A 24,079-nucleotide genomic window follows, 5' to 3' on the forward strand; every position below is an offset into this window, starting at 1 on the left:
TATTAAATGTGTGTCCGAAGGTAAATTTGCGACGATTACGGAAGCGTTGGCGGCTCTGCGGGCGGGTAAAGTTATTGTTGTAGTGGATGACGAACAGCGGGAGAACGAGGGGGATTTGATCTGCGCCGCCCAGTTTGCCACCCCCAGCGTGATCAATTTTATGGCGGTGGAGGCACGGGGGTTAATCTGTCTGGCGTTGACGGGGGAGCGGCTGGATGAATTGCAGTTGCCCCTGATGGTGAGCAACAACACGGACAGCAATCAGACGGCGTTTACGGTGAGCATTGATGCGTCGTCGGCGTTGGGAGTGACGACGGGGATTTCGGCGGAAGACCGGGCACGCACGATTCAGGCGGTACTGGACCCGAAAACCCGCCCGGAGGATTTGCGGCGACCGGGGCACGTGTTTCCGATTCGGGCGAAAGCGGGGGGAGTCCTGGAGCGGGCAGGGCATACGGAGGCGGCGGTGGATTTGGCGAGATTGGCGGGGTTGCTCCCGGCGGGGGTGATCTGCGAAATCCAAAACCCGGATGGTTCGATGGCGCGCCTGCCGGATTTGTTTGCCTATGCCCGCAAGCACAATTTATTAATCATTAGCATTGCGGATTTGATCCAGTATCGGTTGCACCATGAGCGGTTTGTGGTGCGGCAGACGGTGGCGGAGTTGCCGACGGAATTTGGGCATTTTCACATCTATGGCTATCGCAACCAGCGGGACGGGTCGGAGCACGTGGCGATTGTCAAGGGCGACCCCAGCCAATTTGCCCAACAGCCGGTGCTGGTGCGGGTGCATTCGGAATGTCTGACCGGGGATGCGCTGGGTTCCTTGCGCTGTGATTGTCGGCGGCAGTTGCAATCGGCACTCAAGATGATTGAATACGCCGGGCAGGGGGTGGTGGTGTACCTGCGCCAGGAGGGGCGGGGGATTGGGTTGCTCAACAAACTCAAAGCCTATGCGTTGCAGGATCAGGGGTTTGACACGGTGGAAGCCAATGAAAAATTGGGGTTTCCGGCGGATTTACGCAACTATGGGGTGGGGGCGCAAATTCTCCACGATTTGGGGGTGAGCCAGATTCGTCTGATTACCAACAACCCCCGGAAAATTGCCGGACTGCGGGGCTATGGGCTAACGGTGGTGGAGCGGGTGCCCCTGATGGTGGAAATCAATCATTACAATTTGGACTATCTCACCACCAAGGCGGACAAACTGGGGCATTTGTTACTCCAAACCTATTTGCTCACCCTGGCACTGCACTGGCGACAGCCCCCCGACCCTACGGAACGTTACACCTACCTGGAAAAACTGCGGCATCTGGCGGCACGTAACGACCTCCATGTGCGGGAAGTGAACCGTCCGGTAGCACGAGCCGTATTTGACCAGGCAGAATTGATTGTGCATTTGGGGTTTGACCAGCCGGGACTCGCCCCCCCGGATTGGTACCAGCAGGCGGAACACCCCTATACCCAGGCGATGAAAACCGTTTTGGCACAAGTATCCCACTGGTCGGGGCTGGCGGCGCTGGAATTTCTGCTGGCTACGGGCACCGACCCGCTGTTAAACCTGCAGGTGCAGTTGGACCGCCGTCCCTACCCCACGGACGCACCCCTCACCACCCAGGTCATTTATCGCTGGGGGTTTGAATAATCCCACCGCCGAGCAGGACATCGTTCTGATAAAATACAGCGGCTTGCCCCGGTGTAACGCCAAATTGGGGCGTGGCAAACGTGACCTGTACCCGGTCTGTATCGGTAGGAATCACCCAGCAATCCACCGCCAGGGCTTGGTAACGGATTTGCACCTGGGCGGGAATGGGCGTGGTGGGCGGAGCCATGCTCACCCAATTCAGACGGTCAACCTGGCATCCCGCTGACAGGGCTTCCTCCCGGGAACCGACAATCACCCGGTTATGCGCCGCATCCAACGCCAGGACGTACAGGGGTTCGGGGGCGGCAATCCCCAGCCCTCGCCGTTGCCCCACCGTGTAATGATGGATGCCCGTGTGCTGTCCCAACACCTGCCCTTGCCGGTTGACAATCTCCCCCGGTTGGGTGGGCAAATAGCGGTCCAAAAACGCCTGCATCGAGCCGTGCGCTTCCACCAGACACAAATCCTGACTTTCCGGTTTGGTCGCCGTCGCCAGCCCATAGCGAGCCGCCAGTTCCCGGGTTTGGGTTTTGGTGTATTCCCCCAGGGGAAATAGGGTCGCCGCCAACAGGTCTTGGGTCAGGGTGTAGAGAAAATAGGACTGGTCTTTAGTGCGATCCACCGCCCGGCGCAGTTCGTAGCGTTCGGTCACAGGGTTATAGGTAATGCGGGCGTAATGACCCGTCGCAATTTGGTCAATGCCCCAGGTGGTTTGAGCGTACTGCAACATCGGGGCAAACTTCACCCAGCGGTTGCACTGGGAGCAGGGCAGGGGGGTAATGCCTTGACCATAGCCCGCCACCAGGTAATCCATGATGTGTCCCCGGAAGACCTCCCGCATATCCACCACGTGATGGGGAATGTTAAGTTGTTCACAAATCCGGGCGGCATCCACCATCCCCTCGCTACAGCACTGCCCCTTCCCCGGCATCAACCAAAGGGTCACGCCGATCACCTCATACCCCTGTGCCACCAAACAAGCCGCCGCTGTGGAGCTATCCACCCCCCCCGACAGACCGACCACCACCCGTTTTCCTGCCATGTACCCTGATCCCCGCCCCGCAATCGCTCAATGAAACGTGATCAATTTTCAGCCACATGAGAATCTCGCCATTGATCATTATGACAAATCATGACCAAGCGGTACCTGGATCGTTTTTGGGCAATTGCATGGGAATTGTGAGCGAAACTTTGCTACTTGGGCACCTCTATTTATTTGAAACAATCGAAGGTTATCTCGCTGAAATGCTGATACCATCGAAAACCAAAGGCGGGGGATACCCCCTGCGACCTAATTTTTAGAAGTGCCCTACTTAAAATCCTATGCTTAGAAAGTTAATGCTTAAAAAAGTCAGGGATCACCGAGTACCGCTCTGGTTTTGCCGCATTGCTGTTGGCAGTCAGCGATAGATGGTTTCGAGAGAATACCGATGTTACACCCCTACGCTCCTAAGATGGGTGATGCCACCCCCCGCAAACCGCTGGGCTTTACCATACACTGATAGTATTTCAGGGTCTTGACCGTGACCGATACCACCCTAGCCGGACGCTATCACATTCTCAAACCCCTGGGCAGTGGCGGGTTCGGGCATACCTTTTTGGCTGAGGATTTGTTTTTACCCGGTCATCCCCGCTGTGTGGTCAAACAACTCCAGCCCCAGTCCACCAATTCCCAAGTCATGGAGGTGGCACGGCGGTTATTCAACCGGGAGGCGGAAGTGCTGTACCAACTGGGTTCGACGGTCAACCGCATTCCCCGCCTGCTGGCGCACTTTGAGCAGGACAAGGATTTTTACCTGGTGCAGGAATTTGTGGAGGGGCACGACCTCAGCCACGAACTCACCCCTGGCAAAAAATACCCGGAGGTTTGGGTCAAACAACTGCTTTTGGATGTGTTGGAAGTCCTCAGCCAGGTACATCAGCGCAACATTGTCCACCGGGATATTAAACCCGCCAACCTCATGCGCCGCCAATCCGACCAGCACATTGTCCTGATTGATTTCGGGGCGGTGAAGGAAGTGGGTACCCTGATCGCTGATGGGAAAGGGGAAACCGCCATCGGCACCCAGATTGGCACCCGGGGTTATATGCCCATCGAACAATTTCGGGGACAACCCCGCCTGAGTAGCGACGTGTATGCGGTGGGGGTGGTGGCGATTCAAGCCCTGACCGGTTTACCCCCCAGCCAAATGGAGGACTACGATACGGGGGAATTGAAGTGGCAACCCTACGCCCAAATCAGTCCCGGCTTGCAAACGGTATTGGCAAAAATGGTACACCCGGACTGGCGGCAACGGTATCCCAGTGCGGTGGAAGCCCTGCGAGCCGTTCAGGAACTCTCCACCGCCGCTACCGCCCCAGCCACCCAACCCATGACCCCTAAAGGGGTTGCCCCGACCGTTGCCCTGACTGAACCCGCTCCCCGACCCAGCCCCGTTGCCACCCCGACCCGTTCCTCGGGGATTCCCTGGATTGTCTGGCTATTTGGCGGCATGGGATTTGTGGGACTCGCCTTTGTGGGATTGATTTTTTTCGTAGCACTCACCGATACGAGTACGGATACCCCATCCCCATCGGAACCCCAGGCATCCCCCAGCCCCACCACCCAAAACAACCAACCCCCCCGCCCCACCTCACCCGCAAACACGGGGGATTTATTCGGTGCCATTGCCTACAACAGTGAGGACGGTACCTATGGGTATGGGTACAATTTTCCCGACCGTGCCAGTGCGGAAGCTCGGGCGATCCAGGAATGCGAACGGGCGTCCCAGGGCAAAACCTGTGAAGTGTTGGTCTGGTTCCGGAATGCCTGCGGTGCCCTTGCCAAGGATGGGCGCAATAATGCGGGCAGTGGTTGGGGGGAAACCCGGGAACTCGCCCAAAAAGAAGCGGTCGCCTCCTGTCGCAGTATCGGGGGGGCGGATTGTGCGGTGGTGGAAACCATCTGTGCCCAATAACCCGGGCAACTGCCGTATCAATTCCGTATATCGCAATCCTACTTGATTAAGGACGGGGCGGTGCCCTGCGACGAGCAGTGAGGAGTAAGGAGTGAGAAGCGAGAAGTGAGATTCCCTAGAACCAGGACGGGGCGGTGCCCCTGCAACCACTTTTGTAAACTCAATGAGGATGGCTATGGAAATAGTGAATTAATAATATAACTATGAGGGGAACTGCCTGAACGTGTCCCCCTATGTGTATGATAGGTACGCAACCTGCGAGAATAGCCCATGCGAATTTTATTTGTGGCTGCCGAAGCCCATCCCATTGCGAAAGTGGGTGGTATGGCGGATGTGGTGGGGGTGTTACCCAAAGTCCTAAAGAAATTGGGGCATGATGTGCGGGTCTTTTTGCCCTACTATGGGTTTCTGCCGGAAAAATTGCCCATCCCCAGCACCCCCATCTGGCAGGGGTATGCCATGTTTCAGTATTTTCAAGTGTACGAAACCCGCTTGCCCGATAGCGATGTCCCCCTGTACCTATTCGGTCATCCCGCCTTTTTACCCAAACGCATCTACTACGGGGAGGACGAGGACTGGCGGTTTACCCTATTTGCCAACGGTGCCGCCGAATTTGCCTGGAACTATTGGAAACCCAATATCATCCACTGCCATGATTGGCACACGGGCATGATCCCGGTCTGGATGCACCAATCCCCGGACATTACCACCGTCTTTACCATTCATAATCTGGCGTACCAAGGTCCCTGGCGGTGGAAATTGGAGGGCATGACCTGGTGTCCCTGGTATATGCAAGGGCACAATGTGATGGCGGCTGCGGTGCAATTTGCCGACAAAGTAAATACGGTTTCCCCGAATTATGCCCGACAAATTCGTTTGCCGGAATATGGGGAAAATTTGGATGGTCTATTGCGCTTTTTAGGGGACAAGGTGACGGGGATTTTGAATGGCATTGACCCGGAGATTTTCAACCCGGAAACCGACCCCCACATCCGCCAAAATTATAACGCAGACACCCTGGATTTGCGGATAGCCAATAAGCTGGCTTTGCAGGAGGAGGTAGGTTTAGAAATAGACCGCAATAAATTTTTGGTGGGGATGGTAACCCGCTTGGTGGAGCAGAAAGGTCTGGATTTACTCCTGCAAATTTTAGACCGGTTTCTCGCCTACACGGACACCCAATTTGTGATTATGGGTACCGGGGAACGGTATTACGAAACCCAGCTATGGCAGGTGGCTTCCCGTTATCCGGGGCGGGTATCGGCGCAGATTTTATTCAACGACCCCCTAGCCCGCCGGTTGTATGCGGGGAGTGATGCGTTTGTCATGCCCTCCCGTTTTGAACCCTGTGGGATCAGCCAGATGATTGCCCTGCGGTATGGTTCGGTGCCGGTTGTGCGGCGTACGGGCGGCTTGGTGGATACGGTGTTTCACCACGACCCGGTGGCTGGCACGGGCAATGGCTATTGTTTTGACCGCTACGAACCCCTGGACTTTTATACCTGCCTGGTGCGGGCGTGGGAGGGATACCACTATCGGCGGGAATGGCAAGCCCTGCAAAAACGGGGGATGGCGGCACAGTACACCTGGGAACAGTCCGCCCGGGAATACCATGCGCTGTACAATTCCATCTACGGTTTGCCCCCCACCCACGGTCTGCCGGAGACAGCGACGGAACGGGAACCGGTGGCGGTTTCAGGATAAAACGGGCATATCTGGGAAAAGGTTGCTCCCCCGAAACCCCAGGGGGATGGATGTTCCCAGGCGTTTTTGTGAATATTAATTAATGAATTAATGGGCACTTCCAAAGATAGGTCACAGGAGCAGTGCCCCCGTCATTGCTTCTGGGAAATTTCTGTTTGTTAATCAATGGCACCTCTATCAATTCAAAGTTAACGGTCACAGGGCACCGCCCCGCCCTTGGTTCTGGGTAATACGGGCATTCCCACGATGAGATTGATGATTGGTTCAAATAAATAGAGGTTCCCTCAAATTAGGATGGCACTCTAACCACGGAATTACCCATATCTAAGCGTAATCCAATGGGATGGCGTTAGAAAAATTAATTGCGTTTGTACTGCATATAAGCCGCCATGAACAAGCCTGCCAGCGTCACCGGCACCAATCCCAAAACAATACTGAGCACCAAGGGTTCAACCATGTTTTTAACCTGTTAGGGTGAAAGCGTTCAGGATAATTTTAGCGCAATGGGTGGGCTGTGGCGGCGGTTTTGGGGAGCGGTGGCGTTCTACACGGTTCTGCCAGTGCCGCCGGGGGCAGAGGTGCGGCAGGTGGCGGTATGGGCACCCTTGATTGGCGTGCTGTTGGGGTGTTTATTATTTCTGGCGGATTGGTTGCTGGCGCCCATGCCCCTTTTGCCCCGCAGTGGCTTGCTGGTGGCGTTGGGGGTGGCGTTGACCGGCGGACTGCACCTGGACGGGGTGATGGATACGGCGGATGGACTGAGTGTGACTGACCCCGAACGGCGGTTAACCGTTATGCAGGACAGCCGCACGGGAGCCTATGGGGTCATGGCGGGTTGTCTGGTCATTGTCCTCAAAATGATGGCTCTGGCGAGTTTGCCGACCGACCGGTTTTGGCTGTTGACCGGGGGGATGGGGTGGGGACGGTGGGGACAGGTGACAGCCATTAGTTTTTATCCCTATCTGCGCCCGGAAGGGAAGGGCAAGATTCACCATCGGGAGCCGCTCCGGTGGCAATGGGTGCCAGGGTTGGTGCTTTTACTGGGGTGGGCGGGGCTGTGGGGGGGCATAACCGGTCAATTCACCTTGCCCCTGGCGCTCACGGGCTGGGGATGCGGCTTGGCGGTGACCGTCGGCTTTGCCCTGCATCGCCGGTTGGGGGGGCACACGGGGGATACCTACGGGGCGGTGGTGGAATGGGTGGAAACCCTCTGTTGGTGCGCCATGACCCGCTGGTTTCCTGGTGGTTCCCCTTTATCATAAAGGGTTAGGTCTGAATGCAAACCTTTCTTGATCCAAAAACATGGACTACGCCATTGATTTTGGGAGTAGCAATACGGTGATTGCCCGCCGTTCTCCCGTGACGGGTCAGCCGGAAACGGTGGCGTTGGCGGGGTTATCCCAAGCGGACGGGTTGATCCCCACCTTAGCCTGTTGGGTACATCCGGAGCAAAGGGAATTATGCTGTGGTCAAGAGGTGCGGGAATATATGCAAAAAAAATCCCCACAAACCCCCATTTTTCACCACTTCAAACGGCAATTATTACAACCCCCAACCCCAGAGGATTCCCAGATTAAACAGGTGGGAGAATTGTTTTTACAACGGTTACTCCGGGGCATCGAACAACAAAATTATTCCCTGGATACGTTGGTATTAACGGCACCCGTAGATGCGTTTGAATCCTACCGGCAATGGTTGGTGGCGGTGGCGCAGGCATGGCATTTTCAGGAAATTCGCCTATTAGATGAACCGACGGCGGCGGCGATTGGCTATGGGGTGGCGGCCAGTGAAATTGTATTGGTCATGGACTTTGGGGGCGGTACGCTGGATTTGGCATTAGTGCAACTGCAACGACCGGGCACCAAAACCCATCTCGGCTGGATTCTCCGCTCCGGGAAACGGCAATTTACCGGGGCGCAACCAACCCGGCAAGCTCAAATCCTGGCAAAAGTCGGGCTGAATCTGGGGGGAGCCGATATTGACCAGTGGATTTTTGCCTATTTATTGCAAAAACAGGGTTTCACATCCGGGGAGCAGGTGCCCCTCACCCTACAGATTGCTGAAGCCCTGAAAATTCAACTTTCCACCCAACCCCAAGCCAATCAATTGTATTTTAACCCGCACAGTCACTGCACCCAAAATTGGTTTTTAGAACGCACAGAACTGGATCAAATTCTGCGAGACTATGGTTTTTTTACCCAGTTGGATGGGGCAATGCAAAATTTACTAGAGCAGGCGCAGGTGCAGGGCTACCGTCCGCAAGATGTGGATGCGGTGTTACTCATTGGCGGCACCAGTCAAATGCCCGCTATTCATCAGTGGTTGCAGGGCTATTTTCCCAGGGAAAAAATTCAGCAAAACCGTTCCCTCACCGCTGTCGCCTATGGTGCCTTGGGGGTGAATTTAGCGGTCAAAATTGAGGATTTTTTGTATCACAGTTACGGTCTGCGCTACTGGGATAAACGGCGGCAGGCACACCATTGGCACGAACTCATTCCCGCCGGTCACCCCTACCCCAGCCCGGAACCGGTGGAATTGACCCTGGGGGCTTCCCAACCGGCGCAAACGGCACTGGAATTGGTCTTGGGGGAATTGAGCTACCCCACCGGACAAGGGGCGGTTTACTTCCACAATGGGCGGCTCGTCCTACGCCCCCAACCCCTGACCACCCCCCAGGTGCAGATGCTCAAGGAACGACTGCTCCTCCCCCTCGACCCCCCCGGGCAACCGGGACAGGACCGCCTCCATCTGGCCTTCACCGTCAACCGCCAGCGCCAACTCTGCCTCACCGCCCGAGACCTGCTCACCGGCCAGGTCATCTGGCCCAACCAACCCCTGCTCACCCTCGCCTGAAAAAAACTTGACAGTTTTGTAAAGAGTTTGTTACATTTATTTACATAAGGTTAAATTCCCAATGGAGACCCAGTTATGCGGACAGATTTTGAATTTCGTAACCCAGCGTTGTTAGGCCCGGTCGTCTTTCGTCCTAGCTTCAATCAGTTTGAGACGATCACGGCCACCCAAGCCTGGTCCTTGTTTTTTACCGCCAGCCAGGAAGACAACGCCCTGGGCTACAACCCGGAAATTGGCCGCTTTTTGAATGGGGCTTTGTTCGCCCTGGTCTTTTTCGGTGGGGCTTGGACGTTGCTGTTCAAAAACTCCTATTTAGTCTGGCAATTGCTCCAGCAGTTGGGCTAATTCGGCACCAAAAAGCGGAATAACCGCACCAGGAGCGGGTGGGGATTGGCGGCGGCAAACACCAAGCCGGTTACCCGCCCCCCTGCTTCCTCCGTCCACAGGCTCATGGTCTGTTCAGTGCGGCATTCCTGCAATAATTGCTCAATCGTCATCTGGGAGCGGTCAGGGGGGGGTTCTGCCATTCCCAAAGCCACTTGGACTTCGGCGGGGGTGACGCTCAAACCTACTTCCGTCGCCAGGGTAACGACCATGTGCACCAGGGCATCCGGGTCGGTGGCCTCCCGAAACCGTTCCTGTTGCGCCGGGTCTTGCATCACCTGTTCCAGAAAAGCCTGGATTTCTGCGGGAGTCATGGGGTCAAGCTCAGGGGTGATAGGATTAAAAATCCCACGAAATGGGTCATTCGCCAACCCATTTCCAGGGCAGGGGCGGGTTGCATCGGTCCCCGGCTGTCCAAAACCAGGGTGAGCAGTAAATAGATCACCCCCAACAAAATTGCCACCGCTCCCGTCAGAATCGCCGTAATTTTGCCCCGTTCCATCCCTAGGTTCCCCCAAGGGATTGGGACACATAGGCGGCTCCCGCCCGCACCAGGGCGATCATCCGCCCATAGGGCATCCGTTTGGGACCCAGGATCGCCACCGCCCCCACCGGCACCCCATCTTGGGAGTACATGGTGGATACCAAACTACAGGTGTGCATGGGTTCCAGGGGATTTTCCTGACCGATAATCACCCGCACTGGCGCCGTTTCATGCCAGAGCAGTGCCCCCAGGCGTTCTTGCTCCGTCTCCAAAACCTGCATTACTGGTTGAACCTGTCCCGACTGCTGAAACTCGGGTTGTCGCAGGGCCGCCGCCAGCCCACTAATCACCAGGGGCGTTGGGGTAGTGGGTCGTCCCCAATCCCGCAACTGTTGGGTCAAAGGAGGCATGAGCGTCCGCAACCAGTCCCCGTAGGAGGCAAATTCCCGTTCCAATGCCGCCCAATCCAGGTTGATAATCTCCCGCAAGGCCCGCCCCTGCAAGTGGTAGTTCAAAAATTGTCCCACCATTTCTAAGGCTGATTCCACCTCCACCTGCGCCGGGGGGGACCAATCCAATAGGGTGGACTCCACCCGTTCCCCTTCCAAAACCACCATCAAGGCCACCCGTTCCCCCACCGCCACCAGGCGCAAATGCCGCAATCGGGCACTGCGGGTTTGAGGACGGGTCACCAAAATAATCGAACCACTCAGTTGGGAAAGCAGTTGGGCCGCCTGCCGCAACACCCCCTCCAAATGCTCAACCCCAGTGGGCAAGGGGGGTTCAACCAAAGGCGGGCTGACCGGTTCGCCCCGATGCAGTAACCAATCCACATACCGCCGGTATCCCAAATCCGAGGGAATCCGTCCCGCCGAGGGATGGGGTTGGTAAAGCAAACCCGCCTGTTCCAAGCGTCCCATGGTTTGCCGAATCGTGGCCGGGCTGGCGGGAATTTGATACTTGGTCATCAGGGTACGGGAACCCACCGGCTCCCCCGTCGCCACATAGTGTTCCACCGTGGCCTGTAGTACCTGTTGCTGACGTGCCGTTAATTCCCCAGTTTGCCCCATGCCCCTGAAAATCCCAGCCTTAAAAAGATTTTATGAATTATTTATATGATGCCCAATCCCTGGCAACTCGGCAAGTTGAGACAAGCATACGCAAGTTTATAGCGCACCAGGAGCTTGGGGTCATGCTCAGGGCGTGGTGCCAGGTTTGCTTTAGTAGGTAAAGAAAAGGGACAGACAGTTGGGTAGCGGAAACAGCTCACCCAGGTTACTGGGCTAAGATGGGAACGTCACCCCAAAATCCCTAACCAATTGCCAACTAACGAAATCTGCGCCGTGAACCCGACCAAGGGGGGGGACCAAATGGCTCACGAATTTGCATCACATCACCATTACTGCGGGTAATCGTGAAGGCATCCAGTTCGTCCCCATCATATTCCCCCACCACCGTAACCCGCTCGCCGGGGGTGAAATTCAGTTGGTGATACCAGCGGGGGCCAGCGTCCACAATGATTTGCCCAGTCCCATCATCCAAAACAAAGTCATTGCCAACCACACTACGGATAACGCCTGAGACGGTAATCCCACGGTTCTTTTGGAGTTCACGAAGGGGAACTTGCGCCTGAATGCCCGGAACACCTACGACCGTTACTGCCGAGAGGATAATCGCCAACATGAGCGATTTCATAAAAAAATATTCCTGTGACCAATATGTGACAAATTTTAACATAACGCTTATTTTTATTTGAGCCGTTCCATCAGTTGACTCACGGGATTGAATCCGGGTGGAAACTGGGTCGAGTCGCTGTAATTCGCCCCCACCAAATCCGCTTGAGCCAGTTGGGTATCGGTTAAATTTGCCCCAAACAGTACCGCCTGCCGGAGGTCGGTCTTCGTCAAATTCGCCCCCGTTAGCTGTGCCCGGAAGAGATTAGCCTGTCGCAGATTGGCTGTTGCCAGATTCGCCCCGCTCAAATCCGCCTCCCCCAAATTGGCACCTTCTAAATTGGCACCTTCCAAATTGGCATTGCGGAGATTCACCCTGCGTAAATCCGCCCCCGCCAGCGTCACCCCACTCAAATTGGCTCCCCGGAAATCCGTGCCCGTGAGGATTGCCTTCGCAAACGTTTGCCCCGATAAATTCGCTCCTTGCAGTTGACAGTTGCTACACCGGCTGGTGGTTTGCAGTTTTTGTAAATCTTTGGTATGACTACAAGCCGTCACAGCCAGGGCGAAACCCAGCACCATTGACCCCACCCCCCGGCGCAGACCGATTAATTCACCCATGACCTGACCAACCACATCAATGAGCCGTTTAGAAGTAATTAATGCGATGGCGAAACTCACCCCTATCCTAGGGCGTTCTCGACCCTTTGCCTAGGGGGTCAGACCCGTCCCAACGCCAATCCCACCACCAACATTCCCAGGACAAAAAAGGGCTGGGCACTGGCTTGGTATTTCACATCATTTGCCAGGGGGTCACGCAAAAAATACATATCTTGAAACGTGATTTGGGGAATCACCAACAGCAATAAAATGGTGGCATAAAGCTGTTGACCAATGGTGATCAAATAAACCGCCACCCCGATTTGGAATAAATCAATCATGCCCGCACTAATCCAAGCCGCCCTTTGCACCCCAAATTGCACCGGTAGGGAGGCCAAACCCAACTCCCGATCCCCTTCAATACTCTTAAAATCATTCACCACCGCAATCCCCAACCCCGCCAAACTATAGAACAAAGTGAGAATCACAATGGTTGGATTCAAGGTGCCAAATAGGGCATGACCCGCACACCAGGGCAGGGCAATATAACTCGCCCCCAAAGCGTAATTTCCCAGCCAGCCATTTTGTTTCAATTTCAACGGTGGGGCTGAGTAAATAAACGCCAAAAATGTCCCAATAACCGCAATCGTGGTAATCACCGGCCAGGACTGCCCCGACCAAATATCTAAAAATAAAGCCAACCCCAGACCCGCCAGCAACAACAACCAAATTTGGGCGATCACTTGCCCCAGGGGAATCGCCCCAGAGGGAATCGGTCGGTAGGGTTCATTAATCGCATCAATGTCCCGGTCATAAAAATCATTCAACGTCTGGGTATAACCAGTCATCAACGGCCCCGACAGCAACATACAGGTCAAAACTTTCAAAATATCCTCCCACCGCCATTGAAATCCCCCCGAGGACGCACTGCCACACAAGACCCCCCAAATCAGGGGAATCCAGGTAATGGGTTTCATCAATTGCAACCGCAAGCGCCACTTAGGTACGTTTTGCACCTGCGCCCCCTTCATCCCCAGCATTTGCCGCACCTGGGCTTGGCTTTCTGCTTCACTCATGGCCGAATTGAGATAGGATAACCCATCAATTATAGGACAGTTTTATCGAATATCTTGAATATCCTCGGGAATCGCTGAAGGACACCGGTATGGCTTGATACTCTAGCAATCTCAAATTACTTGTGAAATGAGCAAATGCTTCCAGTGATATATAGCAATCCTAAATGAAAATAGAATAGGGGTCGCAGGGGCACCGCCCCCGTCCTTGGTTCTGGAGAATTCTTGTTTGTTAATCAAGTAGGATCGCTATATTAAGAATTCCACTTAATTAACCAGTAAAAATTCTAGGACACCTCTATCAATTCAAAGTTAGCAGTCGCAGGGGGCACCTCCGCCCTTGGTTCTAGGTAATATGGGCATTCCCACGATGGGATTTATAATTGGTTCAAATAAATAGAAGTTCCCTCTACAGAATCAAGTAGGGAGACAACACCAATTCTAAAATTAGTTAAGATTGCTATCATTAAGAGAGCAAGGTAACCCCTGTGGGAGTTCAGCCATGACGATTGCAACGGCTCACCCCAACCTCACCCTCCCCGACCACACGCAGTTACCGGAGAGCGATGGCACCTTTGTGAAAAATTTTCAGGAACACCCCCAGAGTTTGCTCTTGACGGATTCCATTTATCCAGTTTTGGACAGTCTGCACCCGGATGGACAGTATGCGATTGGGCAGGATTGCGGCATCTATTGGCGGCTGGTAGAACCACCGGAGCGGGGAGCGGAAGCCCCAGACTGGTTTTATGTCCCCCATGTGCCCCCCTTGTTGGACGGCAAACGACGGCGTTCCTATGTGCTGTGGCAGGAAGTGGTTGCCCCCTTGATTGTGATTGAATTTGTGTCTGGGGATGGCACGGCGGAGCGGGATACAGCCCCCCCTTGGGAGCGGGAAAACGGTAAACCGGGCAAATTTTGGGTGTACGAGCAGGCGATTCGGGTGCCATTTTACGCCATTTATGAAGTGGACAAAGCCTCGGTTGAGGTGTACGAATTGGTGGGGAATCGTTACCAGCGGTGTGAGCCAAACCAGCGGGGGCATTTTCCCATTGAGCCGTTGGGTGTGGAGCTAGGGATTTGGCAGGGCACCTATTTGCATCAGGCATTGCCCTGGTTACGGTGGTGGGATCAGGACGGGAATTTATTGCTCACTGGGGACGAACGGGCGGAGCAGGAAAAGCATCGGGCGGAGCAAGAAAAACAACGGGCAGAACGTTTGGCGGCGAAGCTGAGAGACTTGGGGGTTGACCCGGATGAGTACTCGTGACGCACCCCTCAATTACTACAACGTTAACTGGCGTGCCAGAGGCATACAAAAATTCTGCAGAATCAAGTAGGGAGACAACACCGATTCTAAAATTAGTTAAGCTTGCTATCGTTAAGAGATCAAGGTAACCCCTGTGGGAGTTCAGCCATGACGATTGCAACGGCTCACCCCAACCTCACCCTCCCCGACCACACGCAGTTACCGGAGAGCGATGGTACCTTTGTGAAAAATTTTCAGGAACACCCCCAGAGTTTGCTCTTGACGGATTCCATTTATCCGGTTTTGGACAGTCTGCACCCGGATGGACAGTATGCGATTGGGCAAGATTGCGGTATCTATTGGCGGCTGGTAGAACCGCCGGAGCGGGGAGCGGAAGCCCCAGACTGGTTTTATGTCCCCCATGTGCCCCCCCTGTTGGACGGGAAGCGGCGGCGTTCCTATGTGCTGTGGCAGGAGGTGGTTGCCCCCTTGATTGTGATTGAATTTGTGTCTGGGGATGGCACGGCGGAGCGGGATACAGCCCCCCCTTGGGAGCGGGAAAACGGTAAACCGGGCAAATTTTGGGTGTACGAGCAGGCGATTCGGGTGCCATTTTACGCCATTTATGAAGTGGACAAAGCCTCGGTTGAGGTGTACGAATTGGTGGGGAATCGTTACCAGCGGTGTGAGCCAAACCAGCGGGGGCATTTTCCCATTGAGCCGTTGGGTGTGGAGCTAGGGATTTGGCAGGGCACCTATTTGCATCAGGCATTGCCCTGGTTGCGTTGGTGGGATCAGGACGGGAATTTATTGCTCACTGGCGACGAACGGGCAGAACAGGAAAAACAACGGGCAGAGCAGGAAAAACAACGGGCAGAACAGGAAAAGCATCGGGCAGAACGTTTGGCGGCGAAGCTGAGAGACTTGGGGGTTGACCCGGATGAGTACTCGTGACGCACCCCTCAATTACTACAACGTTAACTGGCGTGCCAGAGGCATACAAAAATTCTGCAGAATCAAGTAGGGAGACAACACCGATTCTAAAATTAGTTAAGCTTGCTATCGTTAATTAACAGATCAAGGTAACCCCTGTGGGAGTTCAGCCATGACGATTGCAACGGCTCACCCCAATCTCACCCTCCCCGACCACACGCAGTTACCGGAGAGCGATGGTACCTTTGTGAAAAATTTTCAGGAACACCCCCAAAGTTTGCTCTTGACGGATTCCATTTATCCGGTTTTGGACAGTCTGCACCCGGATGGACGCTATGCGATTGGGCAAGATTGCGGTATCTATTGGCGGCTGGTAGAACCGCCGGAGCGGGGAGCGGAAGCCCCAGACTGGTTTTATGTTCCCCATGTGCCCCCCCTGTTGGACGGTAAACGGCGGCGTTCCTATGTGCTGTGGCAGGAGGTGGTTGCCCCCTTGATTGTGATTGAATTTGTGTCTGGGGATGGCACGGCGGAGCGGGATACAGCCCCCCCTTGGGAGCGGGAAAACGGTAAACCGGGTAAATTTTGGGTGTACGAGCAGGCGATTCGGGTGCCATTTTACGCCATTTATGAAGTGGACAAAGCCTCGGTTGAGGTGTACGAATTGGTGGGGAATCGTTACCAGCGGTGTGAGCCAAACCAACGGGGGCATTTTCCCATTGAGCCGTTGGGTGTGGAGCTAGGGATTTGGCAGGGCACCTATTTGCATCAGTCATTGCCCTGGTTACGGTGGTGGGATCAGGATGGGAATTTATTGCTCACTGGGGACGAACGGGCAGAACAAGAAAAACAACGGGCAGAACAGGAAAAGCACCGGGCGGAGCAGGAAAAACAACGGGCAGAACAGGAAAAGCATCGGGTGGAGCAGGAAAAACAACGGGCAGAACGTTTGGCGGCGAAGCTGAGAGACCTGGGGGTTGACCCGGATGAGTACTCGTGACGCACCCCTAACTTGCGGCTAGGAACTTGAATTGAGCATAACAATGCGGAGAGGCGCACCCCCCATAACGAGAGCAATCTCACTGGATTAACGTTAACTGGCGTGCCAGAGGGATACAAAAATTCTGCAGAACCAAAGACTAGGGCGGTACCCCTGCGACCTCTATTCTATGCTCATTTAGGATTGCCACCAGTCAATGCACTCTCTAAATCACCGATGTCGTCTGGGCGAGGAATGCCAATACCTGAGCTGCGGGTAATGGGCGGGCAAACAGATACCCCTGGGCCAGGGGACAGCCCAACCGTTTCAGCCAGAGCCTCTGCATCTCCGTTTCCACCCCCTCCGCCACCACCGTCAGCCCCAAACTGGCACCCAAATTCACCATTGCCGCCACAATCGCCTGCGCCCGTGGCCCCATTCCCAGCAAAAACGAGCGGTCAATTTTCAGATATTGGATTGCCAAATCGTGCAGTCGCCCCAGGGAAGAATAACCCGTGCCAAAATCGTCTAATCCCACCAACACCCCCAATTCCCGCAGGTGAGACAGGGTATCATGCACGGCGGCCAACGGCCCCACCAACACCCCCTCCGTAATCTCCAAAACCAACTGCTGAGGTTGTAACCCGGTGGCCTGCAACCCATCCGCCACATCCGAGACAAACCCCGGGTCGGTCAACTGTAGTGGTGATACATTGACGTGCATTTGTAAGCATAGCCAATCTGGCAACCGAGTCTGCCACTGAGCCAATTGGTGCAACGCCCGCCGCAATATCCACCGCCCCAGGGGCACCATCAACCCACTGGACTCCGCCAAAGGGATAAACTCCCCCGGCCCCAACAGCCCCCCAATCGGATGTTGCCAGCGCACCAAAGCTTCAAACCCCACCGTTGCCCCCGTCACCACATCCACCACCGGCTGGTAATGGAGGACAAACTCCTGCCGCATCAAGCCCAAATTGAGGTCGTACGTATATCCCTGCACCTGGGTTACCTCCTCGTCAAAAGGCACCTCCTGGTCAATGGTTGTGACCGTAATCACCACCGCCCGCACCCCCGGATTGGTCAATTCATTCAGGAAGGTCAACCCTAGCCCCCCCTCCCGGACACGCAGAGCGCACCGCCCCGAGACACTGACCCCCGGTTCCTCGAGCACCTGATACCAAACCGCCTGCATCTCCGCAAAATCCCTTGGGTGGACGTAATCCCACCAGTGATGCCCCAACAGCTCTGACCCTTCCCGTCCCAGCAGGGGTTGCCAACTGCCCCGAGTGCCAATCACTACCCCAGCCTGATTTACCAGTAATACCGGTTCCTTGGGAGCTAAATGAGAGATCATAAAAAGAGGGTTATATATGTGAAAGGAGCATGAAATTAGGAGCTAATTCAAGATTTAGTCCCGAAAAAGCCCTAGACGTTTTAGCCATTAAATGATTTACGTTAGTTAATAAGATAACAGACCTGAGATCAGGAATAATCCGTAAAAATGCTCAAAAAACCTGCCCCGCTGTCTCCGTAAAAACTCGTTGATTTAAACAAAAATTAATCTTTAGAGAACAATGTGATACTTTCGTTATGACAAAACCTAGTAACCCATAGGGCAGTCATCATGGTTAGGGATTGAGATCAGGTTCAACCTGCACCAACCCCATCCGCCATCTAGGGAACGAGTTCCAAAACCACCGGGGTATGATCACTGGGTTGTGCCCAACTGCGGGGTTCCCGGTCAATCCAACAGTTCTTGACCCCAGGACACAAGGAAGCACTAACCAAAATATGGTCAATCCGCCAGCCCTGGTTACGGCGAAATGCACCCGCCCGGTAGTCCCACCAGGTAAATTGCCCCGCCTCCTGGGAACATAACCGCAACCCATCATGGAAATTCAGGCTTAAAAAATTCGCAAATGCCTGCCGTTCCGGGGGGGAAGCCATAATATGTTCCGCTTTATTTTCTGGGTCATAAATATCCAAATCCGTTGGGGCAATGTTCCAATCCCCACAGACGCACACCGGCAAATTTAGGGATGCAAAATGACTTAAATACTGATGCAATGCCCGCAACCAACGTAATTTGTAATCATACTTCTCACTGCCCACACTTTGCCCATTGGGAACATAGATATTAATGATTTCTATGCCGTTAATTTGAGCGTGGATCAGTCGTTTTTGGGCATCCAAATCCCCAACCGCTTCTGCCCCTAAAACCGGCGTAAACCCAATCGAAATTGAAGTGGGTATGATTTTACTCAAAATAGCGACCCCATTGTAGGATTTCTGCCCCGCAACGGCACAGGTGTAACCAGGGAAACTATCCTGGGGAAATTGCTCATCCACTACTTTCGTTTCCTGCAAACATAAAATATCTACGGGATTCTTTTGTAACCACTGTTGAATATGCCCTAAACGAGTCCGAATTGAATTCACATTCCAAGTGGCAATTTGCATCATTCATTTAACCAAAACCCCTCCGTAGTATAGCACCGCATCCAGGCGATTTGACCAAGACTAAAATCCCCCCACCCATGCCCCTGACGGTATTGATTATTGATTAAATTACCCCGTGTTAAAGAACCTATCCCATGTCTGGGAAATGGTTTACCCTGTGCCCCGCACATGGGCATCCCTAAAAATAGGTCGCAGGGGTGTAGCCCCCGTCTGTGGTTCTCAATAATATTGACATTTCAGCGAAATAATCTGCCAATGCTGACAATACAGGGCACCTCTATAAAATTCAAAGTTAGCGGTCGCAAGCGCCCTTGGTTCTGGGTAATATGGGCATTCCCACGATGGGATTGATGATTGGTTCAAATAAATAGAGGTTCCCTTACATAGAGATGCCCAAATGTCTAATTTTTGAGGAGAAAAGCAGTCAAATGAAAAGGAGCCAGAAAAACCCTCCTAGCTCCCCCATTTTTGCCCATCAGAATGATGGAATTAATTAAACAAATTGCCGCCAATCCCTTGCAAAACGGGCAAGAAAAACAGCAGGACACCGGCAAACATCACCCCACCAGCGCCCCCAATCAGAAAACTGCCGGTAAAGCTACTCCAGCCCTCGGCGGTTTGCAATTGATCCGTTGCGCCCGGGTTCGGCTTATCAAAGGAAACACTGCCGTATAGGGACAAACAAACGGTCAAAATCAATACCAACCCCAAAGCGGCTAATACACCCGCAACCAGGGCATATTCCGAATCCCGCAGGGGCCCCAGTTTATAAAAAGGCCCCACCAACAAATACCCGTGCGCCATGCCCACCTCCAAACCCCGCCGGGAGGGTTCCAAGCCGGGACGATAGGCTGGCAAATTATTCACTAAAACCATCCCCAAACCCGCACTCACCGGGGTTTCCAGATGGCCGAGTTGGGCATCCCCCCGCCAGGGGCGTACAAAATCTTCACTCATGGACATCACCTCTTAACAATTGGAACGTTTGGGACGTGTATCAATGGAACGACAACCTAAAAAAGCCTAAAAAGGCAAAGCCAAAGCATCGGGATAAAACCGATTGACTTCAATCAAAATACCGGCAATGAGGAACATCCAAACGGTCAACAATACCGGCGCAAACGAGAGATACTTCAAAAAATCCTGCATGGGGGTTACTCCTAACGGGGGGATACGGGAATTTCGTTGTCTTTAACGGTCAATTGCCCAGTGGTCAATTCACGGAACGCCATCAAGGGCCAGCTAAAGCCGGACAGCATACAGCGAATCGCCAGGGGCACATCAATGATAATTTCTTTTTCCGTCGGGTCTTTTTCCGTCCGCACCGCAATCAGATAGGCACGTCCCACCCAACCAATCCAACCGGCGATGTACAAAAACAACACCCCCGGCAGGGTAAATTCAGCGGCATGGGACCAACGACCATCCGCAATCAAATGGGGTAAGCCATCTTCTCCACACAGCAACCCCTGGTCGGCATACCGGTTAAAACGAGCCTGGGTCTGGGCAATCCGCCGCTCCACCGCCGCCGCCTGGGGACTTCCCGCCGCATACAAAGACAATCGGGCTTCCTGGGTCGCCACCTCACTCTTCAAACGTTGTTGAAACGCCGCCGACTCCCGACAAGGGGTTAAGCCCGCCACGTCCGCCTGAGCCGCCGGTGTCCAGGTACACCACAGGGCCAGCGCCAAGACCAAAGCCAGGACTTTTGCCATATCCATTTCCTCTCATCACGGATAAAATGTCCAATTGGTGGGAGAATCCACATTCCCCACATCGGCATTCACTATATCGTGACCTGCGCCCTTCCCCCCGCCGTCGCAATGTTCTGTAAACTTGTAACACAATGTAACTTTTTATGACGCAGTTCAACAAAAAATTCCCCTGGTGGGTGCTGGTGCTGGTCTGGGTGGCGGGGTGTCAATGGGGTTTATTGCCCTCCAGCGGTCTTTCTAAGGCCCAGCAAGCCCAGCGGGATCAATTAAACCGGCAAGGGGTGGAAAAAGCCCACGCCAAGGACTACACCGGGGCGATTGACCTGTTGACCCAGGCGATTGAGCGATTTCCCCAGGATGCGGAGCTTTATTACAATCGGGGTTCCGTGTACAGTGACATGGGCAAACCCAACGAGGCGATTCAGGATTTTACCCAGGCGATCCAACTCAACCCCAAGCTGGTCAGTGCCTACAACAACCGGGGCATCACCTACGCCCGGGGGAATAATTACGCCCAAGCGATTGCCGATTTTAGCCAAGCCCTGCGGATTGACCCCAATTTTACCGATGCCTATATCAACCGGGCCAAGGCGCACCGACTCCAGGGCAATTATCAGGCATCCCTCGCCGATTGTAATGCAATTTTACAGAAACAACCGGACTTGGCACAGGGGTATTACCAGCGGGGAAGTACCTGGCTGGCGATGAAAGATTACCGCAAAGCGATTGAAGATTTAAACCAGGCTCTGCGTTATGACCCGCAATTAGCACCAGCCTACGCTCAAAAAGGGGTGGCCCATCGGGCGTTGGGGGAACGGCAGGCCGCCATCGAAGCGTGGGAGCAGGCGGCACAGTTATTCAAAAAACAGGGGGACACAGACGGGTTGAACCAAGTCAGTCGTTTAATGCAACAGATGATCCGATGACCCCAGAGGTGGTGGCGGTGTTGGGGGGTGGGATGTGGGGTTCCCTACTGGCGGAACTGATCCGGCGCAACGGCTATCCGGTGCAGGTGTGGTCCCGACGGCAGGGTGGGGATATGCAGGCGGTGGTGCAACCCGCTACAGTGGTGGTGGTGGCGGTATCTGTGGCTGGGGTTTTACCGGTCATGCAGGGGCTAAAAACCTTGCCCCCCGATGCCATTCTGGTCAGTACCACCAAAGGTTTAATGCCTGGTAGTTGCAGTACGCCTGCCCAAATGTGGCAAAGGGCATTTCCTGAGCATGGGGTGGTGGCCCTTTCCGGCCCCAACCTAGCGGCAGAGATTGCCCAGGGCTTACCAGCGGCAACGGTGGCGGCCAGTGTGCGGGTGGAGGCGGCGCAACGGGTACAGCGGGTGTTGGCCTCGGAGCGGTTCCGGGTTTACACCAATGATGACCCCCTGGGCACGGAGTTGGGGGGAGCGTTGAAAAATGTGATGGCGATTGCCGCCGGAGTGTGTGACGGTCTCCATTTGGGGGCGAATGCCAAGGCCAGTTTAATTACCCGGGCCCTGGCGGAAATGGTGCGGGTGGCGGTGGCGTTGGGTGCCCATGCTCATACGTTGTATGGACTTTCGGGACTGGGGGATTTGCTGGCGACCTGCAATAGTCCCCTCAGCCGCAATTATCGCCTCGGCTATGGGTTGGCCCAGGGGCAGAGCTTGGCAGAAATTTTGCAGGAACTCCAAACCACGGTGGAGGGGGTGAATACCACGCACGTATTGGTGCAGTTGGCGGATCAACGGGGGATTCGGGTGCCAATTGCCCAGCAGGTGTACCAATTGCTCGAACAGCGGGTCACTCCCCAGCAGGCGGTGGTTGAACTTATGGGGCGAGATTTGAAAGCAGAGTTTCATCCAAACCCGCTATGATAAAAAATGCCCATTCGGGGAATTAGCTCAGTTGGTAGAGCGCTGCGATCGCACCGCAGAGGTCAGGAGTTCGAATCTCCTATTCTCCATATCCTTAGCTTCCCATGCAGTACCATAACCGCCCAAAACCCCGATAAATACACGGTTTCAGACATATAGCAATCCTATTTGATTAACGAAGAGAAATTCCCCAGAACCAACGATGGAGGTGCCCCTGCGACTCATGTTCTAAATTCATTCAGATTTACTATAGAACCTGTTTGCAATCATTTTAAGCGATTCTACGTAGGATTAAGCGTATGGCACAAATTCTGATTTTTGTTTGACTTGTCTTGATTAAGCCTTCACAGTTTTTCCATAATACTCTGCATTGATTTATCCACGCATTGGTTCTTTCTACTATCCATCGCTTCGCAATCACCACAAATCCTTGCTTCTGTGGATTCTCTTTCTTCGATTTGGCTTTCTGTTCCGGTGTAATTTTTTTTGATATCTCAATGATTATCTTATTCCGCAAAAGTGGTTCCATTTTTTCTATCTCTTCTTCTAAATATCTTTTTTGATAGCCGTTATCTAGTAAAATTGTTACCTCTTGAGGCAGTTCTAAAAAGAATTGTTTATGCTCTCTTATTATTTCTAATAATCCATGATTGTCGCTCAGGCTTGCTTTACTACATAAGATAAAGTAGGGATTCCCTAAAGTATCCACCAATAAATGCCGTTTGATTCCGTTAGTGCATTTATAGTGACAAAATCCTTTCGTTTCAATGCCTGCTGTATCTGTGTTCTTCACACACATAGAGTCCCCTATGAGCAAGCTAGGATATTCTTTTTTTTAATCTCTCTCTTTCAATTTTCTCCAATGCTACCAATACCCTTTCCCAAGTACCATTATTTTGCCATCGCCGAAACTGAGAGTACACAGTCTGCCACTTGGGGAAATCTCGAGGTAAGTCTCGCCATTGACAGCCATTTTTGAGCTGATACATGATGGCATTGACGATGGCATGCCTTGAAACTACATGCTTTTTTGTCTTACTCTTTGGTAGATATTGGTCTAAAATCTCAAATTGTGATGCGCTTAAATTGGTTGTGTATGTCATTGCTCTACCTGTAATTTCTTTCTCCCAGTATAATTGCAAACAGGTTCTATAGCCGTCCTACTTGATTAACGAAGAGAAATTCCCCAGAACCAAATATGGGGGTGCCCCCCTGCGACCCATATTCTAAATTCATTCAGATTTACTATAGCAATCCTACTTGATTAACGAAGAGAAATTCCCCAGAACCAAATATGGGGGTGCCCCCTGCGACCCATATTCTAAATTCATTCAGATTTACTATAGCCGTCCTACTTGATTAACGAAGAGAAATTCCCCAGAATCAAATATGGGGGTGCCCCCCTGCGACCCATGTTCTAAATTCATTCAGATTTACTATAGCCGTCCTACTTGATTAACGAAGAGAAATTCCCCAAAACCAAATACGGGGGTGCCCCCCTGCGACCGCTAACTTTGA

The 24,079-nt window shown here is 53.5% G+C and carries 25 protein-coding genes and 1 tRNA gene; 12 read left to right on the forward strand and 14 right to left on the reverse strand.

Translation table 11 applies throughout. From position 1 onward, the window contains the following. The first annotated feature begins 10 nt into the window (after positions 1–10). Positions 11–1,645, forward strand: a complete 1,635-nt coding sequence (ribBA, locus tag MLD66_RS04565) for a bifunctional 3,4-dihydroxy-2-butanone-4-phosphate synthase/GTP cyclohydrolase II (RefSeq protein WP_247215760.1) — start codon at positions 11–13, stop codon at positions 1,643–1,645. On the opposite strand, the gene mnmA is transcribed toward ribBA, so the two are convergent. Continuing rightward, entirely contained in the window at positions 1,620–2,687 is a 1,068-nt protein-coding gene (gene mnmA / locus MLD66_RS04570) for a tRNA 2-thiouridine(34) synthase MnmA (RefSeq protein WP_247215761.1), read from the reverse strand. The two genes, ribBA and mnmA, sit on opposite strands and share 26 nt — an antisense overlap. A 481-nt stretch (positions 2,688–3,168) precedes the next feature. Between mnmA and MLD66_RS04575 the strand changes: the two genes are divergently transcribed. Both MLD66_RS04575 and glgA read left to right on the forward strand, forming a co-directional pair. Beyond that, the gene (locus MLD66_RS04575) at positions 3,169–4,602 is read left to right on the forward strand and encodes a DUF4189 domain-containing protein (protein ID WP_247215762.1); all 1,434 of its coding nucleotides are present in this window, start codon (positions 3,169–3,171) and stop codon (positions 4,600–4,602) included. 270 nt (positions 4,603–4,872) lie between these two features. Continuing rightward, complete coding sequence (glgA, locus tag MLD66_RS04580; protein WP_247215763.1) at positions 4,873–6,306, forward strand: glycogen synthase GlgA; 1,434 nt, start codon at positions 4,873–4,875, stop codon at positions 6,304–6,306. A 358-nt stretch (positions 6,307–6,664) separates the two neighbouring features. On the opposite strand, the gene petG is transcribed toward glgA, so the two are convergent. Then, positions 6,665–6,763 (reverse strand): cytochrome b6-f complex subunit V, encoded by a 99-nt coding sequence (petG, locus tag MLD66_RS04585; RefSeq protein WP_247215764.1) that lies wholly within the window; start codon positions 6,761–6,763, stop codon positions 6,665–6,667. A gap of 46 nt (positions 6,764–6,809) precedes the next feature. Between petG and cobS the strand changes: the two genes are divergently transcribed. The 3 genes from cobS (at position 6,810) to MLD66_RS04600 (ending at position 9,504) form a co-directional block, all read left to right on the forward strand. Then, positions 6,810–7,568 (forward strand): adenosylcobinamide-GDP ribazoletransferase, encoded by a 759-nt coding sequence (cobS, locus tag MLD66_RS04590; RefSeq protein WP_247215765.1) that lies wholly within the window; start codon positions 6,810–6,812, stop codon positions 7,566–7,568. Positions 7,569–7,608: 40 nt separating this feature from the next. After that, positions 7,609–9,159, forward strand: coding sequence for an Hsp70 family protein (locus MLD66_RS04595; RefSeq protein WP_247215766.1), 1,551 nt, complete (start codon positions 7,609–7,611; stop codon positions 9,157–9,159). A gap of 75 nt (positions 9,160–9,234) precedes the next feature. After that, positions 9,235–9,504, forward strand: coding sequence for a hypothetical protein (locus MLD66_RS04600; protein WP_247215767.1), 270 nt, complete (start codon positions 9,235–9,237; stop codon positions 9,502–9,504). Here the strand turns inward: MLD66_RS04600 and MLD66_RS04605 are convergent. From MLD66_RS04605 to chlG, 6 genes are all read right to left on the reverse strand, one after another. Next, positions 9,501–9,857: a Nif11-like leader peptide family natural product precursor gene (locus MLD66_RS04605; protein WP_247215768.1), complete on the reverse strand. Its 357-nt coding sequence runs from the start codon at positions 9,855–9,857 to the stop codon at positions 9,501–9,503. The genes MLD66_RS04600 and MLD66_RS04605 overlap by 4 nt on opposite strands. Further along, entirely contained in the window at positions 9,854–10,045 is a 192-nt protein-coding gene (locus MLD66_RS04610) for a hypothetical protein (protein WP_247215769.1), read from the reverse strand. The genes MLD66_RS04605 and MLD66_RS04610 overlap by 4 nt, the downstream gene beginning before the upstream one ends. 2 nt (positions 10,046–10,047) lie before the next feature. Next, positions 10,048–11,097: a heat-inducible transcriptional repressor HrcA gene (gene hrcA / locus MLD66_RS04615; protein ID WP_247215770.1), complete on the reverse strand. Its 1,050-nt coding sequence runs from the start codon at positions 11,095–11,097 to the stop codon at positions 10,048–10,050. Positions 11,098–11,353: 256 nt separating this feature from the next. Next, positions 11,354–11,722, reverse strand: coding sequence for a NirD/YgiW/YdeI family stress tolerance protein (locus tag MLD66_RS04620; RefSeq protein WP_247215771.1), 369 nt, complete (start codon positions 11,720–11,722; stop codon positions 11,354–11,356). A 53-nt stretch (positions 11,723–11,775) separates the two neighbouring features. Next, positions 11,776–12,381 carry a pentapeptide repeat-containing protein gene (locus tag MLD66_RS04625; protein WP_247215772.1) on the reverse strand — a complete coding sequence of 202 codons (606 nt, stop codon included), beginning with the start codon at positions 12,379–12,381 and terminating at the stop codon, positions 11,776–11,778. 38 nt (positions 12,382–12,419) lie between these two features. Then, entirely contained in the window at positions 12,420–13,376 is a 957-nt protein-coding gene (gene chlG, locus MLD66_RS04630) for a chlorophyll synthase ChlG (RefSeq protein WP_247215773.1), read from the reverse strand. Positions 13,377–13,875: 499 nt separating this feature from the next. On the opposite strand from chlG, the gene MLD66_RS04635 reads away from it, so the two are divergent. The 3 genes from MLD66_RS04635 to MLD66_RS04645 all read left to right on the forward strand — a co-directional run bounded on the left by MLD66_RS04635 (position 13,876) and on the right by MLD66_RS04645 (position 16,552). Continuing rightward, positions 13,876–14,640 (forward strand): Uma2 family endonuclease, encoded by a 765-nt coding sequence (locus tag MLD66_RS04635; RefSeq protein WP_247215774.1) that lies wholly within the window; start codon positions 13,876–13,878, stop codon positions 14,638–14,640. Between the two features lie 147 nt (positions 14,641–14,787). Continuing rightward, on the forward strand, positions 14,788–15,573 hold the full coding sequence (locus tag MLD66_RS04640; RefSeq protein ID WP_247215775.1) for a Uma2 family endonuclease: 786 nt from the start codon (positions 14,788–14,790) through the stop codon (positions 15,571–15,573). Positions 15,574–15,724: 151 nt separating this feature from the next. After that, positions 15,725–16,552 (forward strand): Uma2 family endonuclease, encoded by an 828-nt coding sequence (locus tag MLD66_RS04645; RefSeq protein WP_247215776.1) that lies wholly within the window; start codon positions 15,725–15,727, stop codon positions 16,550–16,552. 205 nt (positions 16,553–16,757) lie between these two features. Here the strand turns inward: MLD66_RS04645 and MLD66_RS04650 are convergent, their stop codons facing one another. The 5 genes from MLD66_RS04650 to MLD66_RS04670 all read right to left on the reverse strand — a co-directional run bounded on the left by MLD66_RS04650 (position 16,758) and on the right by MLD66_RS04670 (position 20,709). Further along, entirely contained in the window at positions 16,758–17,888 is a 1,131-nt protein-coding gene (locus MLD66_RS04650) for an EAL domain-containing protein (protein ID WP_247215777.1), read from the reverse strand. Positions 17,889–18,208: 320 nt separating this feature from the next. After that, entirely contained in the window at positions 18,209–18,994 is a 786-nt protein-coding gene (gene xth, locus MLD66_RS04655) for an exodeoxyribonuclease III (protein WP_247218965.1), read from the reverse strand. Between the two features lie 489 nt (positions 18,995–19,483). Continuing rightward, positions 19,484–19,951 (reverse strand): photosystem I reaction center subunit XI, encoded by a 468-nt coding sequence (locus MLD66_RS04660; RefSeq protein ID WP_247215778.1) that lies wholly within the window; start codon positions 19,949–19,951, stop codon positions 19,484–19,486. A gap of 66 nt (positions 19,952–20,017) precedes the next feature. Next, positions 20,018–20,143: a Photosystem I reaction center subunit IX gene (locus MLD66_RS04665; protein ID WP_247215779.1), complete on the reverse strand. Its 126-nt coding sequence runs from the start codon at positions 20,141–20,143 to the stop codon at positions 20,018–20,020. A gap of 11 nt (positions 20,144–20,154) precedes the next feature. Next, positions 20,155–20,709 carry a Photosystem I reaction center subunit III gene (locus tag MLD66_RS04670; protein ID WP_247215780.1) on the reverse strand — a complete coding sequence of 185 codons (555 nt, stop codon included), beginning with the start codon at positions 20,707–20,709 and terminating at the stop codon, positions 20,155–20,157. 143 nt (positions 20,710–20,852) lie between these two features. On the opposite strand from MLD66_RS04670, the gene MLD66_RS04675 reads away from it, so the two are divergent. From MLD66_RS04675 to MLD66_RS04685, 3 genes are all read left to right on the forward strand, one after another. Then, a complete protein-coding gene (locus tag MLD66_RS04675; RefSeq protein ID WP_247215781.1) occupies positions 20,853–21,635 on the forward strand; it encodes a tetratricopeptide repeat protein in 783 nt (260 codons plus the stop codon). Next, positions 21,632–22,561: an NAD(P)H-dependent glycerol-3-phosphate dehydrogenase gene (locus MLD66_RS04680; RefSeq protein ID WP_247215782.1), complete on the forward strand. Its 930-nt coding sequence runs from the start codon at positions 21,632–21,634 to the stop codon at positions 22,559–22,561. The genes MLD66_RS04675 and MLD66_RS04680 overlap by 4 nt, the downstream gene beginning before the upstream one ends. A 16-nt stretch (positions 22,562–22,577) precedes the next feature. Continuing rightward, positions 22,578–22,650, forward strand: a tRNA-Ala gene (locus MLD66_RS04685). A gap of 182 nt (positions 22,651–22,832) precedes the next feature. Here MLD66_RS04685 and MLD66_RS04690 read toward each other — a convergent pair. Then, a complete protein-coding gene (locus MLD66_RS04690) occupies positions 22,833–23,378 on the reverse strand; it encodes a transposase (RefSeq protein ID WP_281438412.1) in 546 nt (181 codons plus the stop codon). Positions 23,379–24,079 lie beyond the last annotated feature (701 nt).

The organism is Synechococcus sp. C9 (assembly GCF_022984075.1).
In the GTDB taxonomy this organism is placed as follows: domain Bacteria; phylum Cyanobacteriota; class Cyanobacteriia; order Gloeomargaritales; family Gloeomargaritaceae; genus Gloeomargarita.